The sequence below is a fragment of the Caulobacter sp. FG7 genome (genome assembly GCF_057808875.1).
Genome location: NZ_JBMDIW010000017.1, coordinates 1 through 20,737, shown reverse-complemented (window position 1 = coordinate 20,737; position 20,737 = coordinate 1). Strand labels below are relative to the sequence as shown.

Sequence of the window (20,737 nt, the reverse complement as noted above, 5' to 3'; positions counted from 1 at the left end):
GGGGGAGAAGCTTCGGCGTGGCGTGACTAACAAACCATGTTGGTAGAACGCCGTTCGCCTGCGGCCCGCTGTCGCGGCCTAGAGCGGCAGGACCTTGAGTTTCAGGCCCAGCACCTGGGCCAGGGCGCTGGCGCGCTTGGCGGTCTGTTCGCCCAGCAGTAGCGCCGCATAGCCGGGCTCGGCCGACAGCTGGACGTCGGCCTTCTCGATGGCTAGTCGCGAGCGAGACAGCAGCGCGGGACTGCGGCCCGACAGGTCGCAGCCCAGTCGGATCGCCGCCCCCAGCGCGCGGGCGCGCTTCAGGCGAGCCGGGGTCAGCAGCCGTTCCAGCACGTCCATCTCGGGCGGGTTGAACGGCGTCGAATGGCGGGCGAAGGCGGCGGCGGCCAGGAAGGCGCGCTCCACGTGGGTCTGACCGGCTATCGGGGCCCGCAGCACCTGCTCGAACACCAGGTCGGCGCGATGGTCAGGGTGCAGGCGTGCGCCGAGGTCCGCCAGGCGGCAGGCGGCCGCAACCAGCACCGCGTCGCGGCCGTCGAACAGGCTTTCCAGCTTGCCGAAGGCCGGTTCCAGCCAGGCCTGCAGCGCCACGCCCAGGTCGTCCGCCACGCCTTGGCGGGCGGTCAGCGAGGCGCTGCCCTCGATCAGCGGGTCCAGGCCCCGCACGCGCGGCGCCATGGCTTCGAACAGCAGGCCCTCGCGCACGCCGAAGGCCGAGATCTCGATGCGCTTGAGGTCCAGGCGTTCGATCAGGCTTTCCAGCACCACGGCGGCGTAGGGCAGGGTCTCGATGCGCTTCTTGGACATGCCCTCGATACGCTCGAGCGAACTTCTCGACTGGTGCGAGACCAGGCGCGCGGCCTCCAGGGCCTCGCTGCGGCCGATCTCGTACTGGTGCACCACCTGCAGCGGGTAGCCGGACAGGCGCATGTGCAGCAAGGCGAGGTTGCGCCAGGCGCCGCCGACGGCGTGGAAGGCGTCGGCCTTGAACACCTCGGCCACCGGAGCCAGTCGCTGGGCGGCCAGGCGGCGCACACGGTCGGCGTCGAAGCCTTCGGTCAGGCCCAGGCTGAACGGACCCAGCGGCAGGGTCACGCCCTGGCCAGCGCCGGTCGGTTCCAGGCGCACAAGTTCCAGGCTGGCGCCGCCCAGGTCGCCGACCACGCCGGTGGCGTCGGGCGCGCCGGCCAGCACGCCGAGCGCGGCGTAACGGGCTTCTTCCTCGCCGGAGAGCACGCGGATGGTGAGGCCGGTCTCTTCGGCCACGCGCCTGACGAAGGCGGCGCCATCGCTGGCCTCGCGCACGGCGGCGGTGGCGGCGACGAAGGTCTCGGCCGGCTGCACGGCTTCCAGCACCGCCTTGAAGCGCTTCAGCGCCGCCAGGGTCTGGGCGACGCCGTCGGGCGCCAGGCGACCCTTGGAGCCGAGCTCACGGCCAAGGCCTGCCAGCACCTTCTCGTTGAAGACGGTCCAGATGGCGCGACCTTCCAGTCGGTACACCACCAGGCGGACCGAGTTGGAGCCGATATCGATCACGGCCGCGTCGCGCGGCGCCGAGAGAGGCATGAGGCTGGTTTAACGCATTCGTCGCGCAGGGGAAGCGGCGGCCTTGGACGAAACCGTCACGAAAGCCGTCGCTCCCCAGTTTTTCAGCGCTTCCGCTTGGGGCCGACGTGGTCGAAGGCGCGCGGCAGGTCCTGGACGTGGTGGCCACGGCCCGACAGGCTGGGATTGGTCATGAAGTATTCGTGGGCCGAGAATGCGCCCTTGCCGTCCCAGGCCGGATCGCGGGCGTAGTGGCCCTCGTGGTCGAGGCGCCAGCTCTGGGCCTCGTCGTTGAGGTTGGCGACCATGATCTGGCTCAGCACCTGCTGGTGTACGGTCGGGTTCTCGATCGGCACCAGGCTCTCCACCCGGCGATCGAGATTGCGCGGCATCCAGTCGGCCGAGCTGATGAAGGCGCGGGTCTGGGCGCTGGGCATGTCGGCGCCGTTGGCGAAGGCCACGACGCGGGCATGCTCCAGGAAGCGGCCGACGATCGACTTGACGCGGATGTTCTCCGACAGGCCCGGAATGCCCGGGCGCAGGCAGCAGATGCCCCGCACCACCAGGTCGATCTGCACGCCGTCCTGGCTGGCGGCGTACAGGGCGTCGATGATCTGCGGATCGACCACGGCGTTCATCTTGGCCCAGATGCCGGCCGGCTTGCCGGCGCGGGCGTTGGCGGCCTCGGCGGCGATCATCGCCAGCAGGTCGGGCTTCAGCGTCTGGGGCGAGAACGACAGCTTCTCCAGCGCGCCGGGCTGGGCGTAGCCGGTGATGAAGTTGAACAGCTTGCCGCCGTCGCGGCCCATGGCCGGGTCGCAGGTAAACAAGCTGAGGTCGGTGTAAACCCGGGCCGTCTGCGGGTGATAGTTGCCGGTGCCGAAGTGGCAGTAGGTGCGCAAGGCGTCGCCCTCGCGGCGCACCACCACCGACAGCTTGGCGTGGGTCTTCCAGTCGACGAAGCCGAACACCACGTGCACGCCCGCCCGCTCCAGGTCGCGCGCCCACTTCAGGTTATTTTCCTCGTCGAAACGCGCCTTGATCTCGACCAGGGCGGTGACGTTCTTGCCGTTGTCGGCCGCCTCGATCAGGGCCGCCACGATCGGGCTGTCCTTGGAGGTGCGATACAGGGTCTGCTTGATGGCCAGCACGTTGGGGTCACGGGCGGCCTGGCGCAGGAACTGCACCACCACGTCGAAGCTCTCGAACGGGTGATGGACCAGGATGTCCTTCTCGCGGATCGCCGCGAAGCAGTCGCCGCCGTGGTCGCGCACGCGCTCGGGGAAGCGGGCGTTGTAGGGCTTGAACTTCAGGTCCGGACGATCGGGCGGGATCAGCTCGCTCATCTGGGCCAGGCCCAGCTTGCCGTCCACCAGCACCACGTCTTCGGGCTGGGCGCGCAGGCCCTCGATGATGAACTCGCGCAGGTCGGCGGGCATGGTGGTCTGGATCTTCACCCGCACCACGCGGCCCAGGCGGCGCTTCTTCAGGCGCGCCTCGAACTCGCGCACCAGGTCTTCGGCCTCTTCCTCGATCTCCAGATCGCTGTCGCGGATCAGGCGGAACAGGCCCCGGCCCTCCACCTCGTAGCCGGGGAACAGGTGGCCGAGGAACAGGATGATGAAGCTTTCCAGCGCCACGATCTTTCGCTCGCGCTTGCGGCCGCGTGCGGTGCTGGCGATCTCCCAGAAGCGCTGCACCTGGTTGGGGATCGGCGCCAGGGCGTACAGGTGCTTGTCGTCGGCGATCCGACGCAGCTTCAGCGCCAGGCAGAAGCCCAGGTTCGGAATGAACGGGAACGGGTGGGCCGGATCCACCGCCAGCGGCGTCAGCACCGGGAAGATGCGCGACTTGAAGATCTCCTCGGCGCGCTCGCGGTCGGCGCCGACGATGTCCTTGGCGTCCAGCAGCTTCAGGCCCTCGGCCCACAGCTCGGCGCGCACCTCGCGCCAGATCTTCTGCTGCTCGCTCATCAGCTCGAAGGCCGAGGCGTTGATGCGGGTCAGCTGTTCGCCAGGGGTCAGGCCGTCCTGGCTGACGACGCGCACGGCCTCGCGCACCTGGCCCTTAAGACCGGCCACGCGGACCATGTAGAATTCGTCGAGGTTGTTGGCGCTGATCGACAGGAAGCGCAGGCGTTCCAGCAGCGGGTGGCGCGGGTTGGCGCTTTCCTCGAGCACGCGCTGGTTGAAGGCCAGCCACGAAAGTTCACGGTTGAAGAACCGTTCCGGCGAGGCCAGCAGGTCCTCGTCCAGGGTCAGGCGCACGCAATCCTCGGGCGCGGGCTCCACCTTGTGAGGGGCGGGCGCGAGGGCGGCGGCGTCTGTCATCGTCTACTCCAAGGCAATGCCCGGCATGGTGGACGAGCCCGATGACAGTCGCAAGACAAACGCTGATTTCTTAAAGAAAAGCCGGGCTTTCGATCAGTCCCGTTCAGTCCTCGAACGCGTCGTCCTCGCCGAAGGCCAGCACCTGGGCGACGAAGGCGCGGGTGATGCCGCGATTGCCTTCAGAGGCCGCTTCGTCCAGCAGGGCCACCAGGGCCACGGCTTCCGGCGCGCTGCGGGGAATGCGACGCAGCAGATAGGCGTAGACGTCGTCGGCGGGGCGGATCAGGCGGTCGGCGAAGGCGCGGCGCAGCACCGCCTCCAGCACCACGTCGTCGGGCTCGTCGATGACGGCGGCGGTCATGGCGTTCAGGCGCGAACGCAGGTCCGGCACGATCGTCTGCCATTCCAGCGGCGCGGTCTGGGCGGTCAGCAGAAGGCTGCCGCCGTCGACGCCGGCCATGTTCAAGAGGTGAAACAGGTCCTCGTCCGACACGACGCCGCCCAGGGCGCGTCGGTCGGCGTTCTCGACCAGCACGGTGCGGCCGCGCAGGGCCGGCAGGTTCAGCGGCGCCTGGTGGGGGTCGGTGGCGTCGACGATGACGGCGCCGGCCTGCGCGGCCCAGGCGCGCGCGAGGTGCGTCTTGCCGCTGCCCGAAGGGCCGATCAGGGCCAGGCGGCCGTTCGGCCATGCCGGCCACGCGTCGACGGCGCGCACGGCGTCCTCGTTGGCCGGCGAGACGGCGAAGTCGACCCGCTCGAAGGTGGGCAGGCGTTCCAACGGCAATTTCAGCTGGCTCAAGGTCGTCGCGAAGTCACATGGTGAATGGGTAGGGAAGGTATAGGCGGCGGGCCGCTGCGCCGCGAGACGGCGGGCGGGCGGTCTTGGGGATATAGGCCACTATAGGTGTGGACGCAGGAAGCGGGTGTGGATGCTCGTGTGGACGCCGGTGTGGACGGCCGTGGTCAAATGATCCACGGCCCTGTTGAGCGTTAATCTTCTGGGGACTTCGGCCGCCGCGCTGACTGCGGCATGATCCGGCGGCGAACGCTTCGGCGTCGCCGCGATTCACTTTCGGAGCTTCAACCTGGCCCAGACCGCCGCAACCGCCGACCTCGCCGCCTGGCGCGACGAGATGACCAGGCCGCCCAGCGCGCTGGGCCTGGCCGCCCGCGCCGTCCAGCTGAAGGTCAATCGGATCATTCCGGAAAAGGTCCATGCCGCCATCACCACGGCGATGCAGGGCATGACCCGGGCGATCCTCACCGGCTCGGACTTCGCCACCGGCGCGCCGCTGGTTCAGGCCACGCTCGACGAGCGGCTGGAGCGCGTGCGTGCGGCGATCGACAACTGGAAGAAGGCCGCGGCCGCCGAGGGCGGGATCGCCGGGGCAGGGGGCTTCGTGCTGGCCGCCGCCGATTTTCCGCTGCTGATGAGCTTCAAGATCAAGCTCCTGTTCGAGATTGCAGCCGCCTTCGGCCACGAGGGCTCGGAACTGTCGGAGCGCCTCTACATCCTGCACATCTTCGAACTGGCCTTCTCGGACTCTGCACACCGCGCCAGAGTGTTCGAGGCCATGGACGGCTGGGACGCGCGCCCGCATCCGACCGACCTTTCCGGCTTCGACTGGCGAGCTTTCCAGCAGCAGTACCGCGATCACATCGATCTCGCGAAGCTGGCTCAGCTGCTGCCGATCGTCGGCGCGCCGGTGGGCGCGATCGTCAACTGGCGCCTTGTCGAAAAGCTCGGCCACACGGCGGTGATGGCCTACCGGATGCGTTTGGAGGCGCAGCCGGCGCTGAGGTGACCCCCCAGTCGGCTTTGCCGACAGCTCCCCCAGAGGGGGAGCATCCTGGCGTCGGCGTCTCAAGATCCTCCCCCTCTGGGGGAGGTGGCCCGGAGGGCCGGAGGGGACTCAGGCCAGCGCCTGCTCGATCGCCTTCTGCAGGTTTTCCGGGCTCTCGGCCCCGACCACCGCCACCTTGCCGGCGAAGATCGCCACCGGAACGCCGGTGACGCCGCCCTGCACGGCCATGGCGTGCTGCTGGGCGATCACGTCCTTATCGGCGCCCTCGGCCAGCAGGCCCAGCACCGCGACCTCGTCCATGCCGGCGGCCTTGGCGATGTCGGCCAGCACCACGGGATCGCCGATGTCGCGGCCTTCCTCGAAATAGGCGGCGAACAGGCCCTCAACCACGGCGTCCTGCACGGCCGCGCCGCGCGCCCAGCGGATCAGGCGGTGGGCGGCGCTGGTGTTGGGCGACAGGGCGATCTTGTCGAAGGCGAAGTCGATGCCTTCCTCGGCGCCGGCGTCCTGCAGCGCCTTGTGCACCGCCTTCAGCCGGGTCTGGTCCTTGAACTTTCCGGCCATGTAGGCGGCGCGATCGACGCCTTCCTCGGGCAGCGTGGGGTCCAGCTGGTAGGGACGCCAGATGACGATCGGCTCGAGGTCGGGCCGCGCGGCCAGGGCGCTCTTCACCCGGCGCCAGCCGAGATAGCACCACGGGCAGACGACGTCGGCGACGACGTCGACGGTGATCGGCTGGCCCATGGGAGAACTCCTACAGCTAACTAGATGGCCTTCTGGAGGGCCTGGGAAGCGGCGCGCTCCAGCGCGTGGATGGCGGTCTCGCCCGGCTCGATCTGGGCGACGCCGATATCGAACTCGCAGACGAACGGGCTGCGGTCCTCGCCGGCGTCGAAGGCCGTGCAGCCGATGACGGCGGCGATGCGCTCGGCGGCGGCCTTGGCGGCCGTCAGGTTGGTGGCCGGCAGGGCCAGGGCGAAGACTTCCGGCGCCAGGCGCGCGGCGGTGTCCTCGACGCGGACGAGGCGCCCGACCATCGAGCCGATCTGGGGAATGGCGCGGTCGAGCCAGCCGTTCTGGCGCGCCCAGACCACGTCGGCCTTGTCGGCCACGCGCAGCACGCCGATCGACAGCGGACGTCCCCGCTCGCGGGCCGCGCCGGCCAGCCGGGCCAGATGGGCGGCGAACAGGTCGCGGGTGAAGAGGCCCGTGGCCGCATCCATCAGGCCCGAGCTGCGGGCCTTCTCCAGCGCGCCGCGAATGGCTTCGCCGCGACGATAGTTGCGGGCCAGCTCGATCACCCGGCGGGCGGTGTCGCCCTCCGGCGTCTGCGGCGAGGCCACGTCCGACACGCCGCGATGGAACGCCTCGGACATGGTCACGTAGCTCTCGGCGTTCATGTAGAGCAGCGCCGGGATGTGGAAGAGGCGGGTGTTGCGCCGCATGCCGGCGGCGATCGACAGCGCTTCCTGCTGGTTCTCGCCGGCCCACAGCACCACCGCGTCGAAGGCCCGCTCGTGCAGGTAGTCGAAGGCGGTGTAGGCGGTGAAGGCGCCGACCACGTCGGCCCCGCCGCGGGTCAGGGCGTTGGACAGGGCCAGGAACTGCGGGGCCGGCTCGCCGATGGCCAGCACGCGGTAGGGCGCGGCGGAGGCTTCCGGCAGGTCGAGCCTGCGGCCGCGGTCGCCGAAGGTGGTCAGGCGAAGCTCGAACTCTTCCTCGGCGATGGCCGTGCGGACCAGCGATTCCAGGCGCAGCACCGCTTGCGACGGGTGCAGCGGCGGCGACAGGGTCAGGTCGAAGGCGCTCTGGCCCACGTCCGTGCCCGGCTCGCCGATGGCGATCACCGGCAGGCGGCGCGGGGCCACGGCGGCCTTCAGGCGGCGGGCGAGCGTCTGGCTGTCGGGACCGGCGGCGTCCAGGTCGACGATCACCGCCTCGATCTGCAGGTCGCCCAGCGCGGCGAGGGCGGCGTAGGGGCCGCGCGCGGTGATGGTGCGCCAGCCCAGGCGGTCCAGCCCTTCGGACAGGGGACCGGCCCGCGTGTCGTCACGCGCCACGATCAGGATCCGGGCGTTCACCGCCAAATTCGTTCTCCGCTGGCGCAGGCCTTCGATTCGCGAGCCAACATAGCAGAGGCGAGGGTGCGGCAAAGGGATGCGTGGTCGCAGTCTTTACCTTGTCGACAGGCGATTTGACCCGGGCTTGCCTGACCGGGCGTCAACCGGGTCCTACTGCCTCCAACGAGATCGAAACGGGAGGAGAAGCGATGGGCCAGGGACCGCTGTCGGGACTGAAGGTGCTGGAGTTCGCCGGGATCGGCCCCGGGCCGTTCTGCGGCATGCTGCTGTCGGACCTCGGGGCCGACGTCGTGCGCATCGACCGCAAGGGCTCGGGCCGCTCCTCGCCGGCCGACGTCACCGCCCGCGGCCGCCGCTCCGTGGCGCTGGATCTCAAGCAGCCCGCCGCCGTGGAGACCTGCCTGAAGCTGATGGAGACCGCGGACGCGGTTTTCGAGGGTTTCCGGCCCGGCGTGATGGAGCGCCTTGGGCTCGGGCCCGAAGCCGCCTTGGCCCGCAATCCCAGGCTCGTCTACGGCCGCATGACCGGCTGGGGGCAGACCGGTCCCTACGCCAAGGCCGCTGGCCACGACATGAACTACATCGCCATCACCGGCGCGCTCGACGCCATCGGCACTGAGGACAAGCCGATCCCGCCGCTGAACCTGGTCGGCGACTTTGGCGGCGGGGCGCTCTATCTGGCCTTCGGCCTGCTGGCGGGCGTCATCCATGCGCGCGAGACCGGGCAGGGCCAGGTCATCGACTGCGCCATGAGCGACGGGGCGGCCTCGCTCATGGCCATGTTCTACGGCTTCAAGGCGATGGGCATGTGGCGCGAGGGCCGGCGCAACAACCTGCTCGACGGCGGGGCCCACTTCTATGACACGTACCAGTGCGCTGACGGCAAGTGGGTGTCGATCGGCTCCATCGAGCCGCAGTTCTATCTGCTGCTGCTGGAAAAGACCGGGATCACCGACCCGCACTTCCAGGCCCAGATGAGCCGCGACGACTGGCCGGCCCTGCGCGACAAGCTGGCCGCCGTGATCGTCACCAAGACCCGCGAAGAGTGGTGCGCCATCATGGACGCCACCGATGTCTGCTTCGCGCCGGTGCTGTCGATGGACGAGGCGCCGGGCCACGCCCACAACAAGGCCCGGGAAACCTTCGTTGAGGTCGCCGGCGTCATCCAGCCCGCGCCCGCGCCGCGCTTTTCGGCTACGCCGGGCGTGATCCAGGGGCCGCCGCCCAAGATTGGAGCCGACAACGCCTCGGCGCTTGGCGACTGGGGCTTCGACGCGGCGGCGATCGCCGAACTGGAGGCGACCGGCGCACTCTGACGCAAGCTGACAACCGCGTTCAGATGCGGTTCAGGCGGCGAATCCTACCTTCGAACTGTGACCGGCCGCTGCGCCAACCCGTCCCTCGATGTGGCGGCCGGTTCAGGCAAGACCTGCGGAGACGCGTCGCTTTCCCTGAGGCGGCGCGTCTTTGACTATCCAGGCAAGCGCGACTTTCTGGAGAGCGGCGCCGTCCAAGGGTTGCTTCACAGGACGGCCGGGGGCAGTTTCCGCCGAATGCAGCCCCCTAAGGCCCCCATTCGCTGGCGAGACCTCGATCTCGACCCGATCCACTGGGTTCAGGAAATCCTTCGCGTTCTCGGCCTGGCCCTGTCCCGGCTGTGGGGGCGCGACGTCATGCTCTATGTGGGCGGCGTCTCGTTCTTCGCCCTGCTGGCGGTGTTTCCCGGCCTGGCCATCCTGATCGGCCTCTACAGCCTCCTGCTTGATCCCAACACCGCAGCCCGCCAGGCCGACGCCCTGGCCTTCATGATGCCCACCGGCGCGCGGCCGATCTTCCAGAACGAGATGCAGCGGCTGGCTCACGCGCCGGTCTACACCGTCTCGCTGCAGAGCCTCGTGATCCTGGTCATCGGTGTCTATGCCGCCCATCGCGGCTTCAAGGCCCTGCTGGCCGGGCTGTCGTTCATCCACGACGAGGAGGACCAGCGCGGCTTCTTCGGCTTCAACCTGATGGCGCTGTTCGTGCTGATCGCCGCCTTCGGCCTGCTGTTCCTGATGTCTGGGGTGTTTCTGACCTTCCGGCTGTTGGCCAGCACCCTCGATTTGCGGCCGCTGGAGGGGGTGTCGTGGATCCAGAGCGAATGGACCTGGGCGACCATGGGCCTGATCGTGGGCATGACCCTGATCTATCGCTACGCCATGTCCCGCCAGCCGGTGGGCTGGCGCGCCTCGCTGACCGGCGGCTTCGCGGCGGGCCTGTTCTGCGTCTTCATGTCGTGGGCCAGCGCCTTCTACGTCGAGAAGGTGGCTCACCTGGGCGCGACCTACGGCTCGATCTCGGCCGTGATTATCTTCCTGATCTGGCTGTCGTGGAGCGTGAACGCGGTGTTCTTCGGCGGCGCCCTGGCCACCGAGGTCGAGATCGCGCTGGACGAGCGACCCCAGGCCCTTGTCGACGGACCCAAGGCCATCGCCCTCAAGGCGCCTTCGTCACCCGAAAGCTGATCACGCCCGACGGCAGGTCCTCGACGCCTTCCAGCGTCGCACCCAGCTGGCGGGCGAAATGCGGCACGTCGATGCGCGCCAGCGGGTCGTCGGCCAGGAGGCGCACCGTCGCGCCGGCCGGCGCGTGCTCCAGCGCGCGGCGCAGGCGCAGGGTCGGCACCGGGCAGCGATGGCCGCGCGCGTCGACCTCGATGTCGCTCACGAAAACACCTGCTCGGCTTCCTCTGCGCTGAGGATGCGATGCTTGCCCGGCTCCAGGTCGTCCGGCAGCGTGATGCCGCCGATCCGCTCGCGATGCAGCGCTGTGACATGGTTGCCCATGGCCGCGAACATCCGGCGCACCTGATGATAGCGACCCTCGGTGATGGTCAGGCGGGCGGTCTTGTCGTCCACCACGTCCAACTGCGCCGGCAGCAGCGGCTTTTCCTCGCCTTCCAGCATCAGCGTTCCGCTGGCGAAGGCCTCGGCTTCCTTGCCCGACAGCGGCCGGTCCAGGCTCGCCAGATAGGTCTTGGCCACATGGCGCTTGGGCGAGATCACCCGGTGCAGGAAGTCGCCGTCGTCGGTGATTAGCAAGAGGCCCGAGGTGTCCTTGTCCAGCCGCCCTACGCTCGACAGGGCCGGATCGCGGATCTGCCAGCGGCGGGGCAGAAGGTCGTAGATCTTGGCCCCGTCCTCCCGGTGCGAGCACACCACGCCCAGGGGCTTGTTCATCAGCAGCACCAGCGGCGCGGGCGGATCGATCGGAACGCCGCGAACGAACAGATGTTGGGGCAGGTCGGCGGTCACGGCGATGCGCTTGCCGGCGTCCTTCAGCGGCGCGCCGTCGAAGGTCACCTTGCCGGCCGCCACCAGGGCCTGGACCTCGCGCCGCGCGCCATAGCCCAGATTGGCCAGCAGCCGGTCCAGCCGCGCCATCAGCGCCTTGGTCATTTCACGGCCTCGAGCACCTTGAAGCCTTCCTGGTCGACCACCGGCTTCACGCGCGTGAAGTGGTCGGCCAGCACGGCCTCGTAGGGCAGGTGGCGGTTGGCCACCAGCCACAGCACGCCGCCCTTCTTCAGCAGCGCGGCCGCGCCCCGGATGAAGGCCTGCCCCAGCGCCTTGTCCTCGCCGCCGCCCTCGTGGAACGGCGGGTTGGAGACCACGAAGTCGAGGTTCGACAATTCCGGCAGGCCCAGGCGGATATCGGCGTGCGAGAAGCTGACCCGCGCGTCGTCGACATTGCGCTGCGCCGCGTCCAGCGCCCGGCGATCGATGTCCACCAAGGCAAGCTTGGTCACCTTGGGCGAGGCCAGCACCTGGTGGGCGAGCACGCCGATGCCGCAGCCCAGGTCCGCGCCGGCGCCGGAGAAGGCGGGCAGGGCCTGCATGAGGAGGGCGGTGCCGGTGTCGAGTCGGTCCCAGCTGAACACGCCCGGCTGGGTCCAAAGGCCTTCGCCGTCGATGCGGCGCGGCGCGCCTTCGGCCAGGGCTTCGGAGAGGCCCGTGGGCGCTTCGGGGCGCAGGGTCACGCAGATGCGGTGGTGACGACGGGCGTCCTCGCCGATGGTGCAGCCGAACGCCGACAGTTCCTTCTTAAGGCGCAGGCCGCCGCGATCCTTGGGCGCGGCCACGGTCAGGCGGCCACCGGGCTTAAGTGCGCGGAGGGCCTGGGCCAGCACATAGCGGCGCTCCACCGCGCCGGCCGGGGCCAGAACGACGAAAGTGTCCAGCGAGGCGTCGGCCAGACCTTCCAGCGGCTGCGCGCCCGGCACGGTCGGCGCGGTCTGCACGGCGCCGCGCGGCGTCTCGATCACCTCGCGGGGAGGAAAGCCATAGACGGCGGCGGAGGCAGTATCGGTCATGAGCTAAGGATCTTGGGCCGTGGAACGCGAAGGGCGGGAAAGGGGCGTTGGTTACCTTGGGCTGGCCCGCGACGCCAGACTTTCACGCTTTGACCGCTCGCGGGCATTGCTTGGCGTGGGGCGTCGAAGCAAGCTTTCACCATGAACGCCACGGCCCTCATCCTCATCGACCTGCAACGCGGCATGCTTCCAGAGAGCACCGGACCCCGCAACAATCCCGAGGCCGAGGACAACGCCGCCCATTTGCTGCACGCCTGGCGTGTTCGCGGCCTTCCGATCGTGCATGTGCGCCATATGAGCCGCTCGCCCGAAGGCTCGTTCTGGCCCGGCTCTTCCAACTGCGGGTTCCAGCCGCGGTTCGAGCCGCTGCCGTCCGAGCACCGGATGGAGAAGAACGTCCCCGACGCTTTCGCCGGCAGTGGCCTGGAGCGCTGGTTACGCCTGCGCGACGTGCATCACCTGGTCGTGGTCGGCGTGGCCACGAACAATTCGGTCGAGGCCAGCGTCCGCTCGGCCGCCTGCCTGGGTTTCGACGTCGCCGTACCGGCCGACGCCTGCTTCACCTTCGACAAGGCCGATCTCGAAGGCGTCGTCCGCGACGCCGAGGAATGGCACTTGATGAGCCTCTCCAACCTCGACGGCGAGTACGCGGTGGTCACGCGGACGGATGATATCCTGGGGAGGCTGGGATAGCTAAATAGTCCCTCTCTAAGAGAGAGGGCTCAATAGGCCCCCTACGGCTCACGCCGCTCAAGCAGCAGGATCTGCAAGTCCTTCTCCGGCCGCCAGTTCTTGCGGCGCACCTCGAACTGGGTCGGGCCGATCTTCTTCACGCCATCGGCGCAGAAGCTGACCAGGTTTTTCGGGGAGCCCTTATCGACCACCAGCCGGAAGTCGCCGATCGGTTCGCTCCAGTTGCCGCCGGTGACCAGCACGTAGTCGATCCACTTCTCGATGAAGGCCGAGCCGTCGCTGCTTGCGCGTTTCACCGCCGCGACCATGCCTGGGTCGACGCAGTACCGGCCTTCCGTCTCCGCGCCGTACTCCGTGCCGATCGAGGTCGCCACGGTCGCGCCGACAGAGGGCGTATAGGCGTGTTCGACCACGATGGGCTTGCCGGCGGGGAAGGCCTGCAGCCAGTGATAGGTGGTCTTCAGCACCCAGATCGGCCCCTGGTCTTCGTCGTAGAGGCCAAGAGCCTGGGCTTCCTTCAGCTTGGCGGGCGGCAGGGCCTCCATGGCCTTGGTCGCGGCCTCTTGGTGCACGGCCAGCGGGATCCTGTTGGCGACCAGCCAGGCCGTGCGGTCGACGCCGCCGCCGAACGCCTTCTGCTCGACCTGGGCCTTCACCGGCTTGCCGTCGACCTTGGTCGAGAAGCCCAGGATATTGGCCGGATCGTCCACCGGGATCGACACGTCGCCCATGAAGAAGCCGTCTCCGCCGATGTCGGGCATCGGGAAGGCCACGCGCAGCGTCACGTCCTTGCCGCTGGTGTTCTCGAACACGTAGCGGACCCGCACGGCCGTCGGCGAGATGTAGAGGTCCTCCGACCGCATGGCCACGGCGGTGGTCCTGGTCAGCACCAGCCCGCCGGCCGCCAGCTCGGCCGAGCTGTCGTTGGCCATGGCTGGCGCGGCGCAGGCGAGCGCGGCGACCAGGGCGGCTGAGCGGAGGAGGGAGCGAAAGGTCATGTCGCCGGGATAGCACGGCGACGACGACGAAGGAGTGGCGGACAGGGTGGGATTCGAACCCACGGTAGACTTTCACCTACGGCGGTTTTCAAGACCGCTGCCTTAAACCACTCGGCCACCTGTCCGGAGCGGGCGGCTATATCAGCGCTTGTGCTTCGGCTCCAGAACGATCTGTCGCAGGCATCCTTAACCAAGCCTAAAAACATCTGAACGAAGCTGAAACCATGATGGGGGCTGACCATCCGGAGTTTTGGCGACGTATGCGGCGCGAGCACAGATCTGAAATCCGGGCGCTGAAGGTCCTGGGCCTCGTGGCGCTGGGCGCCGCGGGCCTGGCCGCCTGCGCCACGCCGACCCCGCGCCTGCCGATCGCCAAGGGCGTCCCGAAGTCCACGCCAGATCGCGAGTATCACGGTCCGCCGCCGCCCGGTTACGGCCAGGGCCTGCGCGGCACCGAAAAGCCCTATCAGATCAAGGGTATCTGGTACTATCCGAAGGCCGATCCGAACTACGACGTGGTGGGGACCGGCTCTTGGTACGGCGAGCAGTTCCACAACCGCCGCACCGCCAACGGCGAGGTCTTCGACATGGACCTGCCGTCGGCGGCCCACAAGACGCTGCCGCTGCCGTCGATCGTCGAGGTCACCAATCTGGAGAACGGTCGCAAGATGCGCCTGCGGGTCAACGACCGCGGGCCGTTCGTCGGCGATCGCCTGATCGATCTCTCCAAGGCCGCCGCCGACGAGCTGGGCTATCGCGGCAAGGGCCTGGCCAAGGTGCGCGTGCGCTATATCGGCCCGGCGCCCAAGAACGCCGCCGACCAGCCCCGTCGCTATGCCTCGGCTCCCGTCAAGCCGCCGCCGGTCGCGCCCTATCGCCCGCCCGTGGCCCCGCCGCCGCGCGAGCCCGAGATCGTCAATGTTTCGGCCCCGCCGCCCGGCGCCTATCGCGTCCAGGCGGGCAGTTTCGCCAACCGCGACAACGCCGAGCGCGCCGCCGAACGCCTGTCGGGCGCCGGCCGCGTGACGGTCGAGCCCATGGAGCGCGCCGGCGGCACGCTCTATCGCGTGCTGGTCAGCGCCGGAGACGACGAGGGCCTGGCCTGGAGCGTGCGCGATCGCGTCGCTTCGCTGGGCTTTGGCGACGCCACGGTGCTCCGGCCCTAAGCGGGTCTGGACAAGGCGGGCGTTCCGGCCGATTTGAGGCCGATGGCCAGCGGAACGTTCATCAGCTTCGAAGGCGGCGAGGGCGCCGGCAAATCCACCCAGGTGCGCCTCCTGGCGCAGCGCCTGGAAGAGCTTGGCCGCGAGGTCGTGCTGACCCGCGAGCCGGGCGGCAGCCCTGGCGGCGAGGCGATCCGCGAGCTTCTGGTGCACGGCGCGGCTGACCGCTGGTCGCCGGTCACCGAGACCCTCCTGATGTACGCCGCCCGCCGCGACCACGTGGAGCGGGTGATCCGTCCGGCCCTGGCGCGCGCGGCGGTGGTCGTCTGCGACCGCTTCGCCGATTCGACCCGGGCCTATCAGGGCGCCGGCGGCGACGCGCCTGCCTCGCTGATCGCCAGCCTGGAAGAGCACGTGCTGGGCGCCACGATCCCGGCCCTGACCCTGGTCTTCGACCTGCCCGCCACGGTAGGCCTGGAGCGGGCCAGCGCCCGGGGCGGCGCCGCCCGCTTCGAATCCAAGGGCCTGGATTTCCACGAGCGCCTGCGCGCCGGCTTCCTGGAGATCGCCCGCCGCGAGCCCGAGCGCTGCGCGGTCATCGACGCCACCGCCTCGATCGACGAGGTCTCTCGCGCCGTCTGGGCCGCCGTCAGCGAACGGCTGGACCTGGCATGAGCGACGCGCCTCCACATCCGCGCGACGTCTTCTCGCTGGACGGCCAGGAGAAGGCCGAGCTGTCGTTCCTCGACGCCCTGGGCCGCGGTCGCCTGCATCATGCCTGGCTGCTGACCGGCCCCGAGGGCGTGGGCAAGGCCACCTTGGCCTACCGCATGGCCCGCCGGCTGCTGGGCGCGCGCGAGGACAAATCCTTCGGCGTGCTGGGCTCGGCCCCGTCCGACTTCGTCAGCCGCCAGGTCGCCGCCCGCTCGCATCCCGACCTGATGGTGCTGGAGCGGGCCACCGACGACGGCAAGGCCCGCAAGTCGATTCCCGTCGACGAGGCCCGCCTGCTGCCCGGCTTCTTCGCCAACTCGCCGGCCACTTCGCCCTACAGGGTGGCGATCATCGACGCCGCTGACGACCTCAACGTCAACGCCGCCAACGCCGTGCTCAAGACGCTGGAGGAGCCGCCGCCGCGCGGGATCATCCTTCTCATCAGCCATTCGCCCGGCAAGCTCCTGCCCACGATCCGTTCGCGCTGCCGGCGCCTGGCCGTGCCCGCGCCGGGCGTCGAGCGCGCCGCCGACATGGTCGAGCACCGCCTGGGCCTGGATCGCCGCCAGGCCGAGCGCCTGGGCCGCATGGCCCATGGCGCGCCCGGCAAGGCGCTGCAGCTGGCCGCCGCCAAGGCCCTGGAGGCCGACGACACCGCCGGTGAGATCCTGCGCAAGCTGCCCGAGATCGACGAGGCCGCGATGCTGGCCCTGGCCGACACCTTCAAGGGGGCCGAGGGGCAGGCCCGCTTCGAGCTTCTGTTCGAGCGCCTGGCCGACCAGATCCACGCCATGGCCGTAGGCATGGCCGGCGATCGTACCCCCTCAGGCCTCGACCGCTGGGCCGCCGCCTGGGAGCGTCTGGTGCGATGGCCGATCGAGGCCGAGGCCGTGAACCTCGACCGCGCCGACGTGTTCTGGACGGCGATTGCGGACTTGCGCGCCGCGGCGAAGGCCTCCATCTGACCGCATGCTCATCGACAGCCACGTAAACCTGCACGCGCCCCAGTTCGCCGAGGACCGCGACGCGGTCATCGCCCGCGCCCGCGAGGCCGGCATCGAAATGATGCTGACCATCTGCGACAAGATCCCCAACTTCCCGGCCGTCCACGCCATCGCGATGACCGAGGCCGACATCTGGTGCACCGTCGGCGCTCACCCGCACGAGGCCAAGGACCACATCGACCTGACGACCGCTCATCTGGTCGAACTGGCGGGCAAGCCCAAGGTCGTCGGCATCGGCGAAACGGGTCTGGACTTCCACTACGACCTGTCGCCGCGTGACGTGCAGGCCGCCGTCTTCAGGGAACATGTCGCCGCCGCCCGCGAGACGGGCCTGCCGCTGGTGGTCCACACCCGCGAGGCCGACGACGTCATGGGCCAGATCCTCGAAGAAGAGCACGCCAAGGGCGCCTTCAAGATCCTGATGCACTGCTACACCAGCGGCGCGGACCTCGCCCGCCGGGCCGCCGCGCTCGGCGCCTGGTTCTCGGTCTCGGGCATCGCCACCTTCAAGCAGGCCGAGGACGTGCGCGCGGTGATCCGCGACATGCCCGCCGACCGCATCATCGTCGAGACCGACTGCCCGTATCTGGCGCCGGTGCCGATGCGCGGCCGCCGCTGCGAGCCGGCCCACCTGCCGCATATCGTCGACAAGCTGGCCGAGATCCGCGGCTGGACCCGGGCCGACGCCGAGAAGCGCTCCGAAGACGCCTTCTTCGCCCTGTTCGACGCGATACCGCGTCCATGACCGGCGGCCGGCTCGAGTTCACCGTCCTCGGCAGCGGCTCCTCGGGCGGGGTGCCGCGCGCCGACGGCAATTGGGGCGACTGCGATCCGGCCGAGCCGAAGAATCACCGCTCACGCTGCTCGATGCTGGTGCGCCGGCTGTCGGGCGGCGATCCGCGCGGCGACACCACGGTGCTGGTCGACACCTCGCCGGACCTGCGGCTGCAGACGGCGCGGGCCGGGGCCGGGCGGATCGACGCGGTGCTGTTCACCCACGACCACGCCGACCAGGCCCACGGCATCGACGACGTGCGGCCGTTCTTCCTCAATCACCGCTTCAGGATCCCGACCTACATGGATCCGGCGACCCATGACGGCCTGCTGGCGCGCTTCGGCTACGTCTTCGAGACCAAGGGCGGCTATCCGGCTATCTGCGAGGCCCGCCACCTGCCGCCGCATGGCATGAGCTGGGGCGTCGACGGGCCCAGCGGCGAGATCCCGGTCACGAGCTTCGACGTCGACCACGGCGAGATCCGCGCCGCCGGCTTCCGATTCGGCGGCGTGGCCTATGCGCCTGACGTGCTTCAGATCCCGGAGGACAGTTGGCCGGTGCTAGAAGGACTGGACGTGCTGATCGTCGACGCCCTGCGCTGGACCCCGCACCCCACCCACGCCAATGTCGAGCGGGCCCTGTCCTGGATCGAGCGGGCCAAGCCCAGGCGAGCCATCCTCACCAACCTGCACATCGACCTCGACTACAACGCCCTGGCCGCCAGGCTGCCGCCGGGCGTAGAGCCGGCCTATGACGGCATGCGGTTGGAGGTCTCGATCTAGGGTTCAGTGCAGCGTCGCCGTCTGTATCGGCCGCGCATCCTCGGCCGGCTCGCCCATGCGTACCGGTAGGGGCGCGCCATCCAGCGCCATGGCGTGGTTGAGGGCGCGGGCCAGCACCGCCGTCACGTCCGGGCGAGCCACCAGCGGCGACAGCAGGCGCGAGGCCAGGCCCGGGGCCGCCGCGGCCAGGCCGCAGGCCGTCACCAGGCGCTGCTCGTCGATGGCGTAGCCCACGCAGTGCGGGCATTGGATCTGTAGCGGGCGCACCAGTTCGCCCTCGATCAGCATCATGGTCTGAAGGAACAGAGAGGCCGTGCGGGGCGAGGCCGCGCGTGCGAAGGCAGCTCTTATCGTGGCGTCGGCCGGCTGGCCCTGCAGGCGCAGGGCCGCCCAGGTTCGCATGCCCCACAGCAATAGCCGCTCGCCACGCGCCAGGCCTTCGGGGCCGGTGTCTTCGAAATCCAGGTCCAGTCCGCAGGCGCAACTCATCAAGGGCTCCAGGCGGGAAAAGGCGTCCGGCGGAGGGGAGCCCCGCCGGACGCAGTCGATGTGGGCGAGGGGAGGAAACCCGACATCGGATTTGAGAATTGATCGCAACAATGTCTAGGGTTGCTGTTGTTGCGAGTCAATCTCATAAAATCATATACACTCTATGCGATAGTGTGTGCTTCTATCTCCGTCTTGCGGTCGTGTGGGGGATGGCATGGCGCGGCGATCGATGCTGCTTGGGTGCGCGGCTTGCGCCGTGCTGGTCGCGGGGTCGGCGCGGGCGGCCGCCTGGACCCAGCCCAAAGGCGGCAAGGAGATCATCGTCAGCGTCCATCGCCAGGACAGCACCCACGGCTTCGATCTGGATGGCGCGGCGGTCGACATCGTCGACTACCGCAAGACCGAACTGCAGGGCTTCGCCGAGTACGGCCTGTCGGATCGCCTCACCGTCCGGGCGCAGGGCTCGGTGCGCCGTCTGCGCACGCGCAATGCCCGGGACACCGAGCCAGGGCATTTCGAACTGGCCGTCCGCTACAGGATCCTGTCTGGCGAGACCTGGGTGCTGTCGAGCGAGAGCGCGGTGCGGCTGCCCGGCGGCGACGGTGACCCTGGCGCTGCGCAGCGCGGTTCGCCGGACGCCGAGTACGACAGCCGGTTTCTGCTGGGAAAGAGCGGGACGGTGGCTGGGAAGGCGATCTTCCTGGACCTGCAGGCCGGCGTTCGCCGCCGTGACGGCGAGGCTCCTGACGAGCGCCGGCTTGAGGTCACTGTCGGCGGCCGTCCAGCCCGGCGGCTGATGCTGATGGCTCAGGTGTTCGACGTGGCGTCGGTCGGGGCGGGGCAGGGGGTCTTCGAGGCCTACCGCTATCGCAATGTTCAGCTCACCGCCGTCTACGACCTGCCGGCCGGCTGGTCGGTGCAGGCCGGCGCCGTCGGAACCGCCTCGGGCCGGAACGCCCTGCGTGAGCGGGGCGCGGTCTTGGCGGTGTGGCGTCGCTTCTGAAGGCTCAGGACGGAATGCGGCGGGCCAGCTCTTCCAGTCGGCGTGCGGGCGCGTCGGAGATCGCCGACCACAGCAGGCGGGCGAGTTCCAGGCGATAGACGGCGGCGTAGCCGGCGGTGAACGGGGAGGTCGTGCTGCCGGGCGGCTCGGCGGCCTTGGCGTTGGCCAGGTCGCGACGGGTCAGCACCAGGTCGCGCGGAATAGGAACGTCGCCGGCGCCGGCGGCCACCCAGCGATCGGCTTCGACGGCGGCCAGGGCGGCGGCCTGGACCAGCGCCCGGGCGCCGCGCACGTCGCCCAGCGCGCCCGTCATCACCGGGGCGCCGACGGTCGGGTCACGGGTCACGTTGAAGTCGAGACTGGCCACGCCGCGCTGGAGCGTGACGGACCACTGGTCGTCGGGTTCGTTCATCATGAACGCTTTAGCGACCGAGTCGCGTCGCGGGAAGGGAGCGGCGTATCGTCGTTACATATTGCCGCGACGGTTTGGGCCGTGACTGCCTGATCCGCGATCAGTGAGCGTCGAAGTAAGGTCGTAGCTGCGACCTTTTGGCAGGCGTGGTCCAAATTAGGATCTGGTTAACCATGATTGGCGAGCCTGTGGATGTCTTCTTTTGAAGGCGCCCCACCATCACTCAACTTTTCACAGCCCGGCTTTCTGGCCGGGCTTTTTTTTGTCAGAAGGCGCTTGCGCCGAGTCAGTCGGGCGGCTATCAACCGCGCCTCGACAGAGAGCGACCTGTTCCGCGGTAGCTCAGTGGTAGAGCAGCCGGCTGTTAACCGGCTGGTCGTAGGTTCGAATCCTACCCGCGGAGCCATTCTTCCTTCGATCCGTCGAAGTCGCCTGGTTGAGAAATTCCTCCACAAGAACATAAGCTTTTGTCTTCGATGCGACGTTCATGCGTCTTGCGTCGAGTCACGGCGGCCGCTATCAACCGCTTCCTCAACTGAGAGCGACCTGTTCCGCGGTAGCTCAGTGGTAGAGCAGCCGGCTGTTAACCGGC

General features: G+C 69.3%; 21 protein-coding genes and 2 tRNA genes. 11 read left to right on the top strand and 12 right to left on the bottom strand.

The window, feature by feature from the left end:
- Positions 1 to 78: 78 nt before the first annotated feature.
- The 3 genes from ACODR1_RS15040 to hdaA all read right to left on the bottom strand — a co-directional run bounded on the left by ACODR1_RS15040 (position 79) and on the right by hdaA (position 4,674).
- On the bottom strand, positions 79 to 1,566 hold the full coding sequence (locus ACODR1_RS15040; protein WP_488881171.1) for a Ppx/GppA phosphatase family protein: 1,488 nt from the start codon (positions 1,564 to 1,566) through the stop codon (positions 79 to 81).
- A gap of 83 nt (positions 1,567 to 1,649) precedes the next feature.
- Positions 1,650 to 3,875: an RNA degradosome polyphosphate kinase gene (locus ACODR1_RS15035; RefSeq protein WP_488881170.1), complete on the bottom strand. Its 2,226-nt coding sequence runs from the start codon at positions 3,873 to 3,875 to the stop codon at positions 1,650 to 1,652.
- A gap of 103 nt (positions 3,876 to 3,978) precedes the next feature.
- The gene (gene hdaA / locus ACODR1_RS15030) at positions 3,979 to 4,674 is read right to left on the bottom strand and encodes a DnaA regulatory inactivator HdaA (RefSeq protein WP_488881169.1); all 696 of its coding nucleotides are present in this window, start codon (positions 4,672 to 4,674) and stop codon (positions 3,979 to 3,981) included.
- A gap of 286 nt (positions 4,675 to 4,960) precedes the next feature.
- Here hdaA and ACODR1_RS15025 point away from each other — a divergent pair, with 286 nt between their 5' ends.
- On the top strand, positions 4,961 to 5,680 hold the full coding sequence (locus ACODR1_RS15025; RefSeq protein WP_488881255.1) for an EcsC family protein: 720 nt from the start codon (positions 4,961 to 4,963) through the stop codon (positions 5,678 to 5,680).
- A gap of 108 nt (positions 5,681 to 5,788) precedes the next feature.
- Here ACODR1_RS15025 and ACODR1_RS15020 read toward each other — a convergent pair whose 3' ends face one another.
- Both ACODR1_RS15020 and ACODR1_RS15015 read right to left on the bottom strand, forming a co-directional pair.
- Positions 5,789 to 6,424 carry a DsbA family oxidoreductase gene (locus ACODR1_RS15020; protein ID WP_488881168.1) on the bottom strand — a complete coding sequence of 212 codons (636 nt, stop codon included), beginning with the start codon at positions 6,422 to 6,424 and terminating at the stop codon, positions 5,789 to 5,791.
- A gap of 20 nt (positions 6,425 to 6,444) precedes the next feature.
- Positions 6,445 to 7,767 carry a diguanylate cyclase domain-containing protein gene (locus ACODR1_RS15015; RefSeq protein ID WP_488881167.1) on the bottom strand — a complete coding sequence of 441 codons (1,323 nt, stop codon included), beginning with the start codon at positions 7,765 to 7,767 and terminating at the stop codon, positions 6,445 to 6,447.
- Between the two features lie 182 nt (positions 7,768 to 7,949).
- Between ACODR1_RS15015 and ACODR1_RS15010 the strand changes: the two genes are divergently transcribed.
- Positions 7,950 to 9,077, top strand: a complete 1,128-nt coding sequence (locus tag ACODR1_RS15010; RefSeq protein WP_488881166.1) for a CaiB/BaiF CoA transferase family protein — start codon at positions 7,950 to 7,952, stop codon at positions 9,075 to 9,077.
- A gap of 237 nt (positions 9,078 to 9,314) precedes the next feature.
- Positions 9,315 to 10,265 (top strand): YihY/virulence factor BrkB family protein, encoded by a 951-nt coding sequence (locus ACODR1_RS15005; RefSeq protein WP_488881165.1) that lies wholly within the window; start codon positions 9,315 to 9,317, stop codon positions 10,263 to 10,265.
- On the opposite strand, the gene ACODR1_RS15000 is transcribed toward ACODR1_RS15005, so the two are convergent.
- The 3 genes from ACODR1_RS15000 to ACODR1_RS14990 are packed head-to-tail and all read right to left on the bottom strand — an operon-like array spanning position 10,237 to position 12,112.
- Positions 10,237 to 10,467 (bottom strand): sulfurtransferase TusA family protein, encoded by a 231-nt coding sequence (locus ACODR1_RS15000; protein ID WP_488881164.1) that lies wholly within the window; start codon positions 10,465 to 10,467, stop codon positions 10,237 to 10,239. The genes ACODR1_RS15005 and ACODR1_RS15000 overlap by 29 nt on opposite strands.
- Positions 10,464 to 11,198, bottom strand: coding sequence for a pseudouridine synthase (locus tag ACODR1_RS14995; protein ID WP_488881163.1), 735 nt, complete (start codon positions 11,196 to 11,198; stop codon positions 10,464 to 10,466). The genes ACODR1_RS15000 and ACODR1_RS14995 overlap by 4 nt, the downstream gene beginning before the upstream one ends.
- The gene (locus ACODR1_RS14990; protein WP_488881162.1) at positions 11,195 to 12,112 is read right to left on the bottom strand and encodes a class I SAM-dependent methyltransferase; all 918 of its coding nucleotides are present in this window, start codon (positions 12,110 to 12,112) and stop codon (positions 11,195 to 11,197) included. The genes ACODR1_RS14995 and ACODR1_RS14990 overlap by 4 nt, the downstream gene beginning before the upstream one ends.
- Before the next feature lie 141 nt (positions 12,113 to 12,253).
- Between ACODR1_RS14990 and ACODR1_RS14985 the strand changes: the two genes are divergently transcribed.
- Positions 12,254 to 12,805: a cysteine hydrolase family protein gene (locus ACODR1_RS14985; RefSeq protein ID WP_488881161.1), complete on the top strand. Its 552-nt coding sequence runs from the start codon at positions 12,254 to 12,256 to the stop codon at positions 12,803 to 12,805.
- Positions 12,806 to 12,846: 41 nt separating this feature from the next.
- Here ACODR1_RS14985 and ACODR1_RS14980 read toward each other — a convergent pair whose 3' ends face one another.
- Positions 12,847 to 13,803, bottom strand: a complete 957-nt coding sequence (locus ACODR1_RS14980) for a DUF4424 domain-containing protein (protein ID WP_488881160.1) — start codon at positions 13,801 to 13,803, stop codon at positions 12,847 to 12,849.
- A gap of 35 nt (positions 13,804 to 13,838) precedes the next feature.
- A tRNA-Ser gene (locus tag ACODR1_RS14975) sits at positions 13,839 to 13,928 on the bottom strand.
- 135 nt (positions 13,929 to 14,063) lie between these two features.
- On the opposite strand from ACODR1_RS14975, the gene ACODR1_RS14970 reads away from it, so the two are divergent.
- The 5 genes from ACODR1_RS14970 to ACODR1_RS14950 are packed head-to-tail and all read left to right on the top strand — an operon-like array spanning position 14,064 to position 18,241.
- Positions 14,064 to 14,969, top strand: a complete 906-nt coding sequence (locus ACODR1_RS14970) for a septal ring lytic transglycosylase RlpA family protein (protein ID WP_488881159.1) — start codon at positions 14,064 to 14,066, stop codon at positions 14,967 to 14,969.
- 42 nt (positions 14,970 to 15,011) lie between these two features.
- Positions 15,012 to 15,641: a dTMP kinase gene (gene tmk / locus ACODR1_RS14965; RefSeq protein WP_488881158.1), complete on the top strand. Its 630-nt coding sequence runs from the start codon at positions 15,012 to 15,014 to the stop codon at positions 15,639 to 15,641.
- Complete coding sequence (locus ACODR1_RS14960) at positions 15,638 to 16,645, top strand: DNA polymerase III subunit delta' (protein ID WP_488881157.1); 1,008 nt, start codon at positions 15,638 to 15,640, stop codon at positions 16,643 to 16,645. Before tmk ends, ACODR1_RS14960 begins: the two co-directional genes overlap by 4 nt.
- A 4-nt stretch (positions 16,646 to 16,649) precedes the next feature.
- Positions 16,650 to 17,429, top strand: a complete 780-nt coding sequence (locus ACODR1_RS14955; protein WP_488881156.1) for a TatD family hydrolase — start codon at positions 16,650 to 16,652, stop codon at positions 17,427 to 17,429.
- On the top strand, positions 17,426 to 18,241 hold the full coding sequence (locus tag ACODR1_RS14950; RefSeq protein WP_488881155.1) for an MBL fold metallo-hydrolase: 816 nt from the start codon (positions 17,426 to 17,428) through the stop codon (positions 18,239 to 18,241). The genes ACODR1_RS14955 and ACODR1_RS14950 overlap by 4 nt, the downstream gene beginning before the upstream one ends.
- Positions 18,242 to 18,244: 3 nt before the next feature.
- Here ACODR1_RS14950 and ACODR1_RS14945 read toward each other — a convergent pair whose 3' ends face one another.
- Positions 18,245 to 18,730 (bottom strand): hypothetical protein, encoded by a 486-nt coding sequence (locus ACODR1_RS14945; protein ID WP_488881154.1) that lies wholly within the window; start codon positions 18,728 to 18,730, stop codon positions 18,245 to 18,247.
- Between the two features lie 214 nt (positions 18,731 to 18,944).
- On the opposite strand from ACODR1_RS14945, the gene ACODR1_RS14940 reads away from it, so the two are divergent.
- Positions 18,945 to 19,733: a hypothetical protein gene (locus ACODR1_RS14940; RefSeq protein WP_488881153.1), complete on the top strand. Its 789-nt coding sequence runs from the start codon at positions 18,945 to 18,947 to the stop codon at positions 19,731 to 19,733.
- Positions 19,734 to 19,737: 4 nt separating this feature from the next.
- Here the strand turns inward: ACODR1_RS14940 and ACODR1_RS14935 are convergent, their stop codons facing one another.
- The gene (locus ACODR1_RS14935; protein WP_488881152.1) at positions 19,738 to 20,148 is read right to left on the bottom strand and encodes a hypothetical protein; all 411 of its coding nucleotides are present in this window, start codon (positions 20,146 to 20,148) and stop codon (positions 19,738 to 19,740) included.
- 328 nt (positions 20,149 to 20,476) lie between these two features.
- Between ACODR1_RS14935 and ACODR1_RS14930 the strand changes: the two genes are divergently transcribed.
- Positions 20,477 to 20,551: transfer RNA gene (locus ACODR1_RS14930), tRNA-Asn, on the top strand.
- Positions 20,552 to 20,737 lie beyond the last annotated feature (186 nt).